Below are 13,120 nucleotides of genomic sequence, written 5' to 3' on the forward strand. Positions count from 1 at the left end.
GTCCGGCTACTCTCCGTCGGCCGCGGCGTCGTGGCCCTTGATGTGGCGGGCGGGGTTGAGTCCCTGGTCGAGCATCTCGACGGCCCACAGGAGGGACTGGGTGCCCTCGTGCTTGACCATGCCCGGGCTGACGCCGAGGCGGAAGCCGCCGGGGAGCGGCTTGCCCTCGGGGGTGCGGGGGAGGAAGTCGAGCGGGCCGGGGCCGTCGGACAGGTACACCGCGCAGTCCGAGAGGACGGCGATGGGGTGGAGGCCCGCGGCGGCGAGCTTGAGCATCTTGCGGTGCATGTTGACGCGGGCCGTGGAGATGACGGCGGCGCGGATGTCGGGGCGCCAGGTGGGGCGTTCGAGGGCCGGCCAGGGTTCGCCCGGGCGGTACGCGGCGCCCTGGGGGCGTTCGCGGAGCTTGCCGATGCCGCCCTTGACGGTGGACTTGATCGCGGAGAGGACCGGCTTCAGGACGGGGTCGGGGTGCTCCTGGAGCTCGGCCATCGCGGCCAGGAACTCGGGCTCGGGGAGCCCGGAGGTGACGCCGAGGTCCGCCATGGTGGCCACGTACGCGTCGCGCAGGCGGGTGTACCACGCGTCGAGGTAGGCGCCGTGGTCCGGGCGGAGCCACGCCTCGGTGGGGTGGACGGGGTGGCCGAGCTCCTGGGCGTAGGCGAGGGTCGGGGTGGCGTACCAGGCGGGGCCGGTGGGGGGGAGGCCGGTGGGGGTGAAGGGGCTGGGGAGGCGCGGGTCGAGTTCGAGGGAGGAGAGGTCCGCGAGCCAGCAGCCGGGGATCTTCGGGTCGAAGCGGGGGGCCGGGGTGTGGACGGCGGGTCCGATGCCGACGGGGAGGCGGTTGGCCGCCGCGGCGAAGGCCATGTTCACGTCGATGCCGACGGCGTGGGTGCGGGTGCACTCGGCGTCGGTGAGGAGCTCGGGGTCGCGGATCCAGTCGTACGCCTCCTCGTCGAGGACCTGGTCCGGGGTGCGCTGGTGGGAGCGGGGGTGGAGGGCGGCGACGACGGGGTGCTCGTCGGGGGCCTCCGGGGGCGCGGGGTCGACGGCGCGGGTGAGGGAGCCGGGGACGGGGGCGGACTCCCAGACGTTGGTCTCGGGGTTGCGCGCGGCGCGGGTGGGCGGGCGCAGGGCCGTCATGAGTTCGAGGCCGGAGACGGCGGTGGAGCCGCGCGGGGTGAGGACGCGGGTGGCGTACGTGGTGAGCAGCTCGGCGAGTTCCGGGGCGGGGAGCTCGGCGGTGTGCTCGCCCCAGGCGCGGGCGTCGAGGGCGCCCCAGGGGAGGACCGCGAGCTGGACGCACTGGCGGCCGGTGGTGGGGGAGGCCGGGCGGTAGATGCGGGGCCAGGGCCCGAAGCCGCGGCGGGTGAGCTGCCACTTGGCCTTGGCGAGGAGCTTGAGGGTGGGGTGGCCGTCGGGGAGGCGGAGGGTGCGGCGGTCTTCGAGGGTGGGGGGAAGGCCGAGGGCCTCGACGGCGGCGGGGGTGAGGACGAGGAGGGGGTCGCCGTCCTTGCCGTTGCGGTGGAGGCGGGGGGAGCGGAGGTCGGCGTCGGGGCCGAGGGCCCAGGCGATGAGGGTGGGGAGGTCGGTGCGGGCCTTGGGGGGGAGGGGGAGGAGGAGGCCCCGGGCGGCGTGGGCCTTGTCGGTGCCGTCCAGGACGAGGAGGGGGCCGTTCCCTTCCAGGGGGGTGGGAGGGTGTCCCTGCGGGGCCGTTCCCCTGCCCGCCCTTTCCCGCGACCGGGGCTGCGCCTCGGACCCCGCGGCGTTAACGGCGTTAACGGCGTTAACGGTCTGGGCTTGGGTGGGGGTGGGGGGTGCGGGCTGCGGTGTGGCTGCCGGGTCCGGTGCGGGAGCGTTAACGGCGTTAACGCCGCCAACGGTCGAGTCCGGCGCCGGGGCAGGGGCAGGGGGCGGGGTATTAACGGCGCTAACGGTCGGCTCGGGGGTGGCCGGGGTATTAACGGCGTTAACGGTCGGCTCGGGTGCCGGGGCGGGAGCGTTGACGGCGTCAACGGGGTGGAGGGTGGAGAGGCCTTCCAGGAGGCGGGCGTATGCGGCGCGCTTCGGGGCGCGCGGGGCCGTACGGCCGGTCTCCCAGGACGTGATCGTTTCACGACGGACGGACAGGGCCTTGGCGATCTGGTCCTGGCTCAGACCCGCGGCTTCGCGCAGGCGCTTGCGCTCGTCCGGGTGCGGGAGCGGGTCCTGGGCGGCTTCTTCCAGCAGTGCGTCGACCGCTGCGAAGAGGCTCTCTTGTTCGTCGGGCATTGGTGCTTACCTCCGGGTGCAGCCTAGGTGAACCGCACCGTTGAACGCACATGAAGCACACGTGGGAGCGTTAACGGCGTTAACGGCGTTAACGCCCCCGGCGTGGGGTGCTGCATCGGATGCCCGCTCAGAGGCGCTGCATCAGGAGTTCCGTGACGGCCTTGAGGTCGTCCGGGGTCAGGTGGGCCGTCAGCGAGTCCGCGATCGTTTCCGGGGAGTCCGTAGCGATCGTGATCCGGGGGGCGGCCGCGGGTGCGGGAGCGTTAACGGCGTTAACGCCGTTAACGGTCGGACGGGTCGGCGCCGGGGTCGGGGTCGGCGCCGGGGTCGGGGTATTAACGGCGTTAACGGTCGGCGGGGGAGTGTGCGTGCGCTGGCGCGGCGGGTTGGGGGAGTGCAGGGTGTCCTCGGCCGCCTCCTCCTGCTGCTCCTGGGGCAGCCGCCCGATCCGGCGGGCCGGCTCCACCTTGAGCTCTCCCGTGTCGACCTTCTCCTGGAGGGCCGGGGTGAGGTTCAGGAGGGTCAGGCGCTGGGAGACCCAGGCGGCCGTCTTGCCCAGCCGCTTCGCGACCTGGGCCTGGGAGCCGTGGACGTCGACGAGCTCCTGGAGCGCGCGGGCCTGGTCCATGGGGGCGACGTCCACGCGGTGGACGTTCGCGATCAGGGCCGACTCCAGGATGTCCGCCGCGGAGGCGGAAAGGGCGTCGTTCACGTGGATGTGCATGGTCTTGAGGCCGGCCAGCTGGGCCGCCGCCAGGCGGCGGTTGCCGTCGATGACCACGTACGGGGCCCGGCCCAGGCCGTCGGTCTGGCCCGGGTGGGCCTCCATGAAGGCCATGCGGGTGGCGACCGCGAGGGGCTGGAGCTGGCCGCGGGAGATGAGGGACTGGGCCAGCTCGTCTAGCTCGGTGAGGTCCTCGCGGAGGTTGAACGGGTTGTGGGCGAGCGCCTCGATGGGAACCTCGGACGGCGCGGCCATTCCGGAGGTGGGGGCTCCGGTCGCCTCCGCGATCGCCGCGCGGCGGGGGCTGACGTTCACGGGCTGGGCCCGTGCGAAGGAAGCGGAGACTCCGAGTTTGTCGGCCTTGCTCATGAGATCTCCCTGGCGAGGGCACGCAGCGCGATGGCCTGGTCGCCCTTGGGCGAGTAGACGAACAGGGGCTGCTTCACGCGGACGGCCTCGCGCTGTTCCTTGAGGTCGGGTACGACGGCGACGACGCGCGGATCCTTTATGTCCATCCAGGCCTGGAGCGAGGAGGTCGCGATGTAGCCGCGGCGGCCGTCGTAGAGGTTGACGACGAGACCGAGGTAGTCGATGTCGAGGCTGAGGTCGTCGCGCAGGTCGTTGATCTGGGAGGTGAGGAGGTCGTACGCGTCGGCCGACGAGTCCTCCGCCTGTACGACGATCAGCGCGCCGGAGGCGCCCGGCTGCTCGGTGTCGCGGCGGCGCCCGTAGTAGATGGCGGCGTCCATGCTGAGGCCGAGGCTGGGCGGGCAGTCGATGAGGATGACGTCGTACTCGGACTCGACGGGGGACAGGGCCCGTTCGAGGGCGGCCTCGCGGGCGCGGACGGTGGAGAGGCGGACGTCGAGGAGGAAGGCGTCCGTGCACGCGGGCAGGAGGTGGAGGCGGTTGCCGAAACGCTGGTCCGGGACGGGGACGATCAGGTCGGCGAGCGGGCCCTTGGCCTCGCCGGCCATGTGGCACGTGAGGCTGTCGCCGCCGATGGGCAGCGGCTGCTGGCCGAGCTGCTTGGTGAGGTGGCCCTGGGGGTCGAAGTCGATGAGCAGGACGCGCATGCCGAGGCCCGGCAGGTCTTCGAGGTCCAGGGGGGAGGAGGTCTCGGGGTGCTGCTCCCCGCCGGCCGTGGCCTCCTCGGACGCGGCGCGGGCCAGCTGGCGGGCGATGCGGACCGGGTGGAGGCTGTCCGGGTCCTCGGCGAGGGCCTCGGCGGTGCCGGCGGTGATGGCGGTCTTGCCCACGCCGCCCTTCTGGTTGCACACGACGATGCGGCGTACGACGGAGGGCCGCTTGACCGTGGGCGCCGGGTTCATCTCCAGCCAGAGGCGGACGGCCTGGGCGAGCCCCTGGATGAGGGAGACGCCGCGGTCCTTGGAGCCGGCGCGGAAGGACTCCCACTGGCCGGCGGGCAGCCAGGTGGAGAACGATTCGGCGCCCGAGGTGTCGACGGGGGAGGGGGCGGAAGCGAGGGCGCTCCAGTGAGAGATTCCCTGGTGGACGGCGTCCTGGATGTCGACCCGCAGTTGGGCGGTGCGGATTTTCAACTCCTGGCGGAGCCACGGGGGGAGCTTGGAGACGACCTTCTCTCGGTCGCTCTGAGACGAGGGCGAAGTCATGAGAGGGACTTTACTAACGTTCACAGGCCGATGTGCGCGCCACGCTTGGGTTTTGCTATCGAAATGGCGCCAGAGGCGGTGCGATGGGCTCCGGGAACGCCGCAGGGCGGCCTCGCACCCGCCGTAGCGAGCACCCCCGTGGTTCACCACGGCGTGTGCGAGGCCGCCCTGTACGCGCCGTCAGCCGACCGGTACCGCCACGGAGTCCGGGGTGGTGGTCAGTCCGAGTTCGGCCCGGCAGGCAGGCGAGCCGGCGGGGGCGAAGAGGGGGAGACGGTCGGCGGGGACGATGCCGGGGAGGAGGAAGTTCCACAGGTCGGTCACCCGCGTGTGCAGGTCGCCGCGGCCGGTGCGGACGTGTGAGGTGACCTGGATCCCGGTGAACGAGCCGACGAGGAGTGTCGAGAGGTCGTACAGGTCGAGCGACGGGAAGAGGTCGCCGCGGTGCTGGGCCGGCTTCAGACAGCCGAAGACGGTGTCGATCCAGACGTTGTACGGGGTGGGGTCGGGGTTGGTGAAGGAGCCGAACTCGATGACGAGCCGGATGGCGGCCCGGATGCGGACGTTGGAGCGCAGTCCGTGTGCCATCTGGTGCGTCAGGTCGATGACCGTCTGGAGGCCGGGCTCCTCGATGGCGGGGACGCCTTCGGAGACCTGGAACTGCTCGTCCATCAGGGTGCGGGCGAGGGCTTCCTTGGACTGGAAGTGGAAGTAGAGGGCGCCCTTGGTGACTCCGGCGTGCTTGACCACGTCACTGAGGCTGGCGGCGCCGAAGCCGAAGCGGTCGAAGGCGATGGCCGCGCCGTCGAGGATCGCTTGCCGGGTGATCTCGGCACGTTCCTGCCGGGCCCTTGCCATGTGGGGATCTCCTGGTGCGTTGGCGCTCGCCGCTTGCTGGTTGCCGTCGGCGGTGTGCGGGCCCCGGCCGACTGCTGCGACCGGAACTCGTACAAGGTTCAATCTACTCGGGCGATGCCAAAGAAAACCAGTCGACAAGTACTTTTAAGTGCCGGGTGACTGACGGTTCGTGGGAGCCGAGGGCGTTAACGCCGTTAACGCCGTTAACGCCGTTGACACTCGGACCCCTGGAAGTGTGGGGCGGTTCGTTGCCGGGGCGGGGGCTTCGGCGGAAGCCTGTGGTGGTGGGAGCGTCACGTGATCCGCTCGAAGCCGTGCTGGTGGCCGTACCCGTCGTCGTCCTCGCCTGTGGCGTGGCCGCCGCCCTGATGCGCAGGCTCGGGCAGACGGCCGTGGTCGGGGAGATCCTGGTGGGGATCCTGCTCGGGCCCTCGTTGCTCGGGTGGCTCTGGCCGGCGGGGAGCCGGTGGCTGCTGCCGGGCGAGGTCCTGCCGTACCTGGGGGTTTTGGGGAACCTGGGGCTGCTGGTCTTCATGTTCCTGGTCGGCCTGGAGCTTGACCCCGGGCTGCTGCGGGGGCGGGGGAGGGCCGTGGCGGTGGTGAGTCAGGCGTGTGTGTGGATCCCGCTGGGGCTCGGGAGCCTGCTGGCGCTGGCGATGTACGGGGTCCTCGCGCCGGAGGGGGTCGGGCGCGCCGAGTTCGTGCTGTTCGTTGCCGTCGCGATGAGCGTGACCGCCTTCCCCGTGCTGGCGCGGATCCTGAAGGACCAGGGGCTCTACGGGACGCCGGTGGGGGCGCTGGCGATGGCGTGCGCGGCGGTGGCGGACGTGGTGGCGTGGTGTCTGCTGGCGTTGGTGGTGGCCATGGCGCAGCCGCGGGCGAGCGGGGGCGCGGGTGCCGGCGGGGGCGGGGGAGGGGCCGGGTGGGGGATCGCCGGGATGGGAGTCTTGGCCGGGGTGTTCCTGGCGGGGATGTGGTGGGGGGTGCGGCCCTTGCTGGCGTGGGGGGTGAAGCGGTGGGCTTCCGAGGGGGAGCCCGGAGCCGGGATGGTGGTCGGTCTGTGCAGCGGGCTCTGCCTGTCGGCGTACGCGACCAACGCCATGGGGGTGCACGCGCTGTTCGGGGCGTTCGTGTTCGGGGCGGTGGTGCCGAGGACGGAGGCGGTCGAGGCGGCGGCGGAGCGGATGCGGGCGTTCGCGGTGCCGGTGCTGCTGCCGCTGTTCTTCGTCGGGAGCGGACTCAAGACGGACGTGGGGCTGCTGGGGAGCGGCGCCGCGTGGCTGTGGGCGGTGGCGGTGCTGGCGGTCGCGGTCGCCGGGAAGTGGGGCGGTGGGGCGGGGGCCGCGCTGCTGGCGGGGCAGCCGGTACGGGACGCGGTGACGCTGGGCGCGCTGATGAACTGCCGGGGGGTGACGGAGCTGGTGGTGCTGAACGTGGGGCTCGGGCTCGGGGTGATCGGACCGGAGCTGTTCACGGCGCTGGTGCTGATGGCTTTGGTGACGACGGCGGTGACGGGCCCCGTCGTACGGGCCCTGCGCGGGCGGGGACGGGAGGGGGCCGGGGGCGACGGTGCGGCCGCTCCGGTCGGCCTTCGGCGTTAACGCCGTTAACGCCGTTAACGCCGTTAACGGTCCCGGCCGCCGGGGGCGCCGGGCGTTAACGCCGTTAATGATCCACTGGGACGGATCCCGCGTTGCCGGTGCGGTGGTCCGCCGGCGGACGGGTCGGCCCGGCGTTAACGGCGTTAACGCCGTTAACGGTCCGGGATGTGGAATGGGCGACGGGCCGCGTCTCACGGGATGTGCGGGGCGCTCGCGGCGTCCAGGGCGGTGAGGGCCGCCGGCCAGGGGAAGTGGGGCGGGGAGTCGGGGCCGGCCGGGCCGGGGACGAAGCCGCCCTCGCCGTAGAGGACGGAGGCGCCCGCACCGCGCAGGGTGGCCAGGGACTGGTCGAACTGCGGGTGGGCGGCGAGCGCGGCGTTCGTACAGGGCATCGTGACGACGGGGGTGCCCTTGCCGATCGCCTCGGCGGCGACGCCCACGACGAAGCGGTCGGTGAGGCCGAGGGCCCAGGCGTTGAGGGAGTTGAAGGTGGCAGGGGCGAAGAGCAGGGCGTCGGCGGGCGGCCATACGTCCGCCTCGCCGGGGAGTTTGTACTGCCAGCGCACCGGGTGCCCGGTCAGGGCCGCCAGGCCGTCGAGGCTTCCGGCGACCCAGTGCGCGGCGGTGGGGGTGAGGCCGAGGCAGACGTCCCAGCCGCGGGACTGGGCGTCCTCGATCACGTGGGCCACGTCGAAGACGGGCGGGGCGGCGGAGCAGAGCAGGTAGAGAGTCCTCGTGGGGGTCATACCGACATGTGATCACATTGCTTGATCTCGACCCTAGTTGAGGGAGTGTGATCGGCCACTTCGGGACCCTGAACGAGGATGCGGGGCCGGCCTGAGCCGCGCGTGGACGCTCGCGCATGGAGTTGAGCTCTTCGGCGATGTCGCGTCTCGTCCGGGCGGGCTTGACTTGAGCCATGACACAGACGACGAACGACAACTCGCCCGCCGCCCTCCTCATCGGAGGGAACGGCAAGACCGGTCGGCGCGTCGCGGAGAAGCTCCGCGCCCAGGGGCGCCCCGTGCGCATCGGTTCGCGTACCGGCGCTCCCGCCTTCGACTGGAACGCGCCCGGGACCTGGGGGCCGGCGCTGGAGGGCGTCGACCGGGTGTACGTCACCTACCATCCCGACCTCGGCTTCCCCGGGGCCGCCGAGCAGGTCGGGGCGTTCGCCGAGGTGGCCGTGGCCGCCGGGGCGCGCCGGCTGGTGCTGTTGTCCGGGCGGGGCGAGGCGGCGGCGCGGCACGCGGAGGAGTGCCTGAAGGTGTCGGGGGCCGACTGGACGGTCGTCCGGGCCAGCTGGTTCAACCAGAACTTCGACGAGGACTTCTTCCTGGAGCCCGTACGGGCCGGGGAGCTCGCCCTGCCGACCGCGGACGCCGTGGAGGCCTTCGTCGACACGGACGACATCGCCGAGGTGGTGGTGGCCGCGCTGACCGACGACCGGCACGCCGGCCGGACGTACGAGCTGTCCGGGCCGCGGCTGATGAGCTTCGCCGAGGTCGCCGCCGAGCTGTCGAAGGCGACGGGGCGCGAGATCGCGTACGTGCCCGTCTCGGACGAGGAGTACCGGGGCGTGCTCCGCGAGGTGGGCCTGCCGCAGGAGTTCGCCGACCTGTTCGCGCAGATCCTCGACGGGCGCAACGCGCACCTGGTGCACGGGGTGGAGGAGGTGCTCGGACGGAAGCCGAAGGACTTCGCCGACTACGCCCGTGAGGCGGCGGCCACCGGTGTCTGGGAGGTTTGAGTTCCTGACGCGGGGGCGGGGAGAGGATGGGGCCATGGACACGCTGAGCGGTCTCCTCGAAGGCCCCAAGGCCCGGGGCGCATTCCTCCTCAAGGCCGTGTACAACCCGCCCTGGGCGGTACGGATCGAGGACCGGGCCCCGCTCTCGGTGGCCACGATGGTGCACGGTACGAGCTGGCTGCTCCCCGACGGCGGCGAGCCGGTGCTGATCGGCCCCGGGGACGTGGCCGTCGTACGCGGGCCCGAGCCCTACACGATCGCCGACTCCCCGGACACGCCGGTGCAGGTCACCGTCGATCCGGACCAGCGGTGCAGCACCGCGGACGGCGAGGACGTCACCGACAGCATGGCGCTGGGTGTGCGCACGTGGGGAGCGGAGCACGAGGAGGCCGGGTCGGCGGTGATGCTGAGCGGCACGTACCAGGCGCCGAGCGAGATCGGCCGCCGGCTGCTGGCCGCGCTGCCGACGATCGTGGTCCGGCCGGCGGCGGCCGCGGACGCCACGCTGATCGGGCTGCTGGGCTCGGAGATCTCCCGGGACGAGCCGGGCCAGGAGCTGGTCCTGGACCGGCTGTTGGACCTCCTGCTGATCGGGGTGCTGCGCACGTGGCTCGCGGATCCCGGCTCGGGGGCACCGGGCTGGTACCGGGCGCAGGGTGATCCGGTGGTCGGGCGGGCGTTGCGGCTGCTGCACGAGGACCCGGCCCACGGCTGGACGGTGGAGGAGCTCGCGCACAAGGCCGGGGTCTCGCGGGCCTCGCTGGCGCGGCGGTTCACGGAGCTGGTGGGGGAGCCGCCGATGGCGTACCTGACGGGGTGGCGGCTGGCGCTGGCCGCCGATCTGCTGCGGGAGCCGGACGCCACGGTGGCGACGGTGGCCCGGCGGGTGGGGTACGGGTCGGCGTTCGCGCTGTCGACGGCCTTCAAGCGGGTACGGGGGGTGAGCCCGCAGGAGTTCCGCACGGGGTCGGCGGCCGCGCGGACGGCCCGGCCGGAGGCCGCCGGGCCCTCGCGCACGGTGGTCCTGCCGGGCGGGACAGGACCCGGTCCGAAGATCCCCTAGGCCGACAGGTCCAGTACGCCGACGGTCTGGCCGCCGCTCAACTCGCCGGTGAGGCGGAAGCCCAGGCCCAGGTAGAACGGCTCGGGCGTGCCGGGGCCGGGCTCCCACGTGACGTACGCGCGGCCCGAGCCGCGGCGGCGGAGCTCGGCGGTGACGGCGCGGACCGCGAAGCGGCCGTAGCCCTTGCCCTGGTGGCCGGCGGAGACGTTCAGGCGCCAGATGCCCGAGCGGATGTCTGCGGGGTCCCTCTCCGGGTCCCAGGCGATGTCGACGAAGGCCATGACGAAGCCGACGACCTCGTCGCCGTCGACGACCGCGCGCGGCCAGGCGGTGTCCCCGTGGACGTAGGCCTCGGCGAGGGACTTGACCACGGGGGACACGAGATGGGCCTGGTCGGGCCGCACCCGGACCGCGCACACCGCGTCGAAGTTGGCTGCGGTGACCGGCTCCAGGCGGAGTGCGGAGGTGCTCATGGCCGCACCCTAACCGAGGGTGCGTCGTGCGCGGACGGCGGATGTTTCGAGAGAGACCGACAGCAGGGACCGACAGCGGAGACAAGGAGCTTCACATGCAGACAGACCTCGCCGCCGGCGGCGGCAGCCGGATCACCACCGCCCTGCTCACGGTCTCGACCGTGCTCGTGGGCCTGATGGCGGGCCTGTTCTTCGCCTTCGACGTCTCGGTGATGCCGGGGCTGGCGCGGGGCGACGATCAGACGTACGTCACCGCGATGCGGAACATCAACGCCGTCATCGACGGCAACGGGCTGTTCGGCACCGTCTTCGTGGTGGCCCTGCTCGCCGCCGTCGCCTCGGCGGCCGCGGAACTGCGCGGGGGCCGGCGAGGGGTCGCGGTGTGGGCGGGGGCGGGGGCGTTGCTGTACCTCGTCGTCCTGGTGATCACCTTCACCGTCAACATCCCGCTGAACAACGAGCTCGCGGCCGCGGGCGACGCGGCCCGGACGGCCGCCCTCCCGATCGTGGACCGGTTCAAGGGGACCTGGGTCGCGGCGAACATCGTGCGTACGCTCTGCTGCACGGTGGCGCTGATCGCCCTCGTACGGGCGCTGGTGCTGTACGGGCGGGCCACCGCCCGGTGACGGAGCGGCCGGGCCGCGTCAGAGGCGGCCGCTGAGGACCAGGGCCCAGGCCAGGCAGCCGAGGGCGATCGTGCACAGCAGCGTCCGCCAGTGGTTGGCCGGCACCCAGCGGGACTCGAAGGCCCTGCGGACGGCGGCCGGGTCGGCGATGTGCTCGACGGGGCCGGCCCGGTCCAGGGCGTTGTTGAGCGGGACGTTGACCCGGCCCGTGACCGCGAGCTGGAGGACGTACGCGAGGAGCGCGGCGATCAGCGGCGGCGCCACGGAGCCCGCGCCGGAGGCGAGGTGCAGGACCAGCGCGAGGGCCGTCAGCAGCAGGGAGCCGAGGAAGGCGGTCATGAACAGGCCGTTGATGATGGCGACGTTGACGCGCTGCATCACCTGGATGAGCGTACGGTCGTCCGAGCGCCGCAGCGCCGGCATCACGGACACGTCGAAGGCGAAGAACAGGCCCGCCGTCAGGCCCACGAGCACGGTCGCGGCGATGAGTACGACGAGTCGTGCGGTGTCCACGTCCTGTTCCCCCTGCTGATCGGATCGTGCGCGGGCGGTCGTTCACGGCTCAGCCGATCGTAGGGGCACGCGGGGTGTCCGGGGGGTGGACCGCGCTTCGGAAAAGTGCGCGTGTACGTACAGACTCCGCCTGGAAGCGACCTGTACTCGCGGACCTGATGGCAGCATGCACCTGCCGTCGTCTACGCACCCGTACTCCCCAGGAGGACATACGTGAAGGACTCGAAGGACACGCTGGAAGCACTGCGGGCCGAGATCGAGCGCCGCAACCCCGCGCAGCCGGAGTTCCACCAGGCGGTGCGGGAAGTGCTGGAGACCCTCGCGCCGGTCTTCGCCGCGCGGCCCGAGTACGCGGATCCGGCGGTGGCGCTGGTGGAGCGGCTGACGGAGCCGGAGCGGCAGATCGTGTTCCGGGTGCCGTGGCAGGACGACCGCGGCCGGGTCCACGTCAACCGCGGCTTCCGCGTCGAGTTCAACAGCGCGCTGGGCCCGTACAAGGGGGGCTTGCGCTTCCACCCCTCCGTGGACATCGGCGTGGTGAAGTTCCTGGGCTTCGAGCAGATCTTCAAGAACGCGCTGACCGGGCTCGGCATCGGCGGCGGCAAGGGCGGCAGCGACTTCGACCCGCGCGGCCGCTCGGACGCCGAGGTCATGCGGTTCTGCCAGTCGTTCATGACCGAGCTGCACCGGCACATCGGCGAGCACACCGACGTGCCCGCGGGGGACATCGGCGTGGGCGGCCGCGAGATCGGCTACCTGTTCGGCCAGTACCGGCGCATCACCAACCGCTGGGAGGCGGGGGTCCTGACCGGCAAGGGCGCGGGCTGGGGCGGCTCCGCGATCCGGCCGCAGGCCACCGGCTACGGCAGCGTCCTGTTCGCCGCGGAGATGCTGAAGGTCCGGGGCGGGTCGCTGGACGGCCTCTCCGCGGTGGTCTCCGGCTCCGGCAACGTCGCCCTGTACACGATCGAGAAGCTCCAGCAGCTCGGCGCCAACCCGCTGACCTGCTCGGACTCCCACGGCTACGTCGTAGATGACAAGGGCATCGACCTCGCGCTGCTGAAGCAGATCAAGGAGGTCGAGCGCGGCCGGGTGAGCGAGTACGCGCAGCGGCGCGGCTCCTCGGCACGGTACGTGCAGGGCGGGCGGGTCTGGGAGGTCCCGGCGGACGTGGCCTTCCCGTCCGCCACGCAGAACGAACTGGACGGCCAGGACGCCCGTACGCTCATCGCGAGCGGGGTCAAGGCGGTCTCCGAGGGCGCCAACATGCCGACCACGCCGCAAGCCGTGCGGCTGTTGCAGGAGGCCGGGGTCGCGTTCGGGCCCGGCAAGGCCGCCAACGCGGGCGGAGTCGCCGTCAGCGCGCTGGAGATGAGCCAGAACGCGGCGCGCGTCGCGTGGAGCGCGGAGCGCGTCGAGGACGAGCTCGCGGGCATCATGCGGTCGATCCACGCGGTCGCGTACGAGACCGCCGAGCGGTACGGGGCGCCGGGCGACTACGTGACGGGCGCCAACATCGCCGGCTTCGAGCGGGTCGCCGACGCGATGCTCGCCCAGGGCGTCATCTGACCGGCCGCGGGATCACGGGCGACGGGGTCCGGGGCTGC

Annotated in this window: 12 protein-coding genes; 5 read left to right on the forward strand and 7 right to left on the reverse strand. The window is 72.6% G+C overall.

Annotated features, from left to right (window positions below):
• Positions 1-6 precede the first annotated feature (6 nt).
• From tap to ACFYXV_RS19035, 4 genes are all read right to left on the reverse strand, one after another.
• On the reverse strand, positions 7-2,271 hold the full coding sequence (tap, locus tag ACFYXV_RS19020; protein ID WP_389383523.1) for a telomere-associated protein Tap: 2,265 nt from the start codon (positions 2,269-2,271) through the stop codon (positions 7-9).
• Positions 2,272-2,398: 127 nt separating this feature from the next.
• Positions 2,399-3,364, reverse strand: a complete 966-nt coding sequence (locus tag ACFYXV_RS19025) for a ParB/RepB/Spo0J family partition protein (RefSeq protein ID WP_389383524.1) — start codon at positions 3,362-3,364, stop codon at positions 2,399-2,401.
• Positions 3,361-4,629, reverse strand: a complete 1,269-nt coding sequence (locus ACFYXV_RS19030; protein ID WP_385474439.1) for a ParA family protein — start codon at positions 4,627-4,629, stop codon at positions 3,361-3,363. Before ACFYXV_RS19030 ends, ACFYXV_RS19025 begins: the two co-directional genes overlap by 4 nt.
• Positions 4,630-4,809: 180 nt before the next feature.
• Complete coding sequence (locus ACFYXV_RS19035) at positions 4,810-5,487, reverse strand: ScbR family autoregulator-binding transcription factor (protein WP_385474437.1); 678 nt, start codon at positions 5,485-5,487, stop codon at positions 4,810-4,812.
• 284 nt (positions 5,488-5,771) lie between these two features.
• Between ACFYXV_RS19035 and ACFYXV_RS19040 the strand changes: the two genes are divergently transcribed.
• Positions 5,772-7,088, forward strand: coding sequence for a cation:proton antiporter (locus ACFYXV_RS19040; protein ID WP_389383525.1), 1,317 nt, complete (start codon positions 5,772-5,774; stop codon positions 7,086-7,088).
• A 191-nt stretch (positions 7,089-7,279) separates the two neighbouring features.
• Here the strand turns inward: ACFYXV_RS19040 and ACFYXV_RS19045 are convergent, their stop codons facing one another.
• Positions 7,280-7,834: a flavoprotein gene (locus ACFYXV_RS19045; protein WP_385474433.1), complete on the reverse strand. Its 555-nt coding sequence runs from the start codon at positions 7,832-7,834 to the stop codon at positions 7,280-7,282.
• Positions 7,835-8,007: 173 nt separating this feature from the next.
• On the opposite strand from ACFYXV_RS19045, the gene ACFYXV_RS19050 reads away from it, so the two are divergent.
• A complete protein-coding gene (locus ACFYXV_RS19050) occupies positions 8,008-8,838 on the forward strand; it encodes an NAD(P)H-binding protein (protein ID WP_389383526.1) in 831 nt (276 codons plus the stop codon).
• 34 nt (positions 8,839-8,872) lie between these two features.
• On the forward strand, positions 8,873-9,901 hold the full coding sequence (locus ACFYXV_RS19055; RefSeq protein WP_389383527.1) for an AraC family transcriptional regulator: 1,029 nt from the start codon (positions 8,873-8,875) through the stop codon (positions 9,899-9,901).
• Here ACFYXV_RS19055 and ACFYXV_RS19060 read toward each other — a convergent pair.
• Positions 9,898-10,374 (reverse strand): GNAT family N-acetyltransferase, encoded by a 477-nt coding sequence (locus ACFYXV_RS19060; RefSeq protein ID WP_385474427.1) that lies wholly within the window; start codon positions 10,372-10,374, stop codon positions 9,898-9,900. The two genes, ACFYXV_RS19055 and ACFYXV_RS19060, sit on opposite strands and share 4 nt — an antisense overlap.
• 95 nt (positions 10,375-10,469) lie before the next feature.
• On the opposite strand from ACFYXV_RS19060, the gene ACFYXV_RS19065 reads away from it, so the two are divergent.
• Positions 10,470-11,000 carry a DUF1772 domain-containing protein gene (locus tag ACFYXV_RS19065; RefSeq protein WP_389383528.1) on the forward strand — a complete coding sequence of 177 codons (531 nt, stop codon included), beginning with the start codon at positions 10,470-10,472 and terminating at the stop codon, positions 10,998-11,000.
• An 18-nt stretch (positions 11,001-11,018) separates the two neighbouring features.
• Here the strand turns inward: ACFYXV_RS19065 and ACFYXV_RS19070 are convergent, their stop codons facing one another.
• Positions 11,019-11,513: a DUF1772 domain-containing protein gene (locus ACFYXV_RS19070; protein ID WP_389383529.1), complete on the reverse strand. Its 495-nt coding sequence runs from the start codon at positions 11,511-11,513 to the stop codon at positions 11,019-11,021.
• Between the two features lie 213 nt (positions 11,514-11,726).
• Here ACFYXV_RS19070 and gdhA point away from each other — a divergent pair, with 213 nt between their 5' ends.
• Positions 11,727-13,082 (forward strand): NADP-specific glutamate dehydrogenase, encoded by a 1,356-nt coding sequence (gdhA, locus tag ACFYXV_RS19075; RefSeq protein ID WP_389383530.1) that lies wholly within the window; start codon positions 11,727-11,729, stop codon positions 13,080-13,082.
• Positions 13,083-13,120 lie beyond the last annotated feature (38 nt).

The sequence above is a fragment of the Streptomyces sp. NPDC002181 genome, from assembly GCF_042890485.1.
GTDB lineage: Bacteria > Actinomycetota > Actinomycetes > Streptomycetales > Streptomycetaceae > Streptomyces.

What these genes read in the sequence shown, in the direction of transcription:
- ACFYXV_RS19025 (WP_389383524.1), bottom strand. Translation starts at nt 3,364, where the DNA reads ATGAGCAAGGCCGACAAACTCGGAGTCTCCGCTTCCTTCGCACGGGCC.
- ACFYXV_RS19035 (WP_385474437.1), bottom strand. Translation starts at nt 5,487, where the DNA reads ATGGCAAGGGCCCGGCAGGAACGTGCCGAGATCACCCGGCAAGCGATC.
- ACFYXV_RS19050 (WP_389383526.1), top strand. Translation starts at nt 8,008, where the DNA reads ATGACACAGACGACGAACGACAACTCGCCCGCCGCCCTCCTCATCGGA.
- ACFYXV_RS19055 (WP_389383527.1), top strand. Translation starts at nt 8,873, where the DNA reads ATGGACACGCTGAGCGGTCTCCTCGAAGGCCCCAAGGCCCGGGGCGCA.
- ACFYXV_RS19060 (WP_385474427.1), bottom strand. Translation starts at nt 10,374, where the DNA reads ATGAGCACCTCCGCACTCCGCCTGGAGCCGGTCACCGCAGCCAACTTC.
- tap (WP_389383523.1), bottom strand. Translation starts at nt 2,271, where the DNA reads ATGCCCGACGAACAAGAGAGCCTCTTCGCAGCGGTCGACGCACTGCTG.
- ACFYXV_RS19065 (WP_389383528.1), top strand. Translation starts at nt 10,470, where the DNA reads ATGCAGACAGACCTCGCCGCCGGCGGCGGCAGCCGGATCACCACCGCC.
- ACFYXV_RS19030 (WP_385474439.1), bottom strand. Translation starts at nt 4,629, where the DNA reads ATGACTTCGCCCTCGTCTCAGAGCGACCGAGAGAAGGTCGTCTCCAAG.
- ACFYXV_RS19045 (WP_385474433.1), bottom strand. Translation starts at nt 7,834, where the DNA reads ATGACCCCCACGAGGACTCTCTACCTGCTCTGCTCCGCCGCCCCGCCC.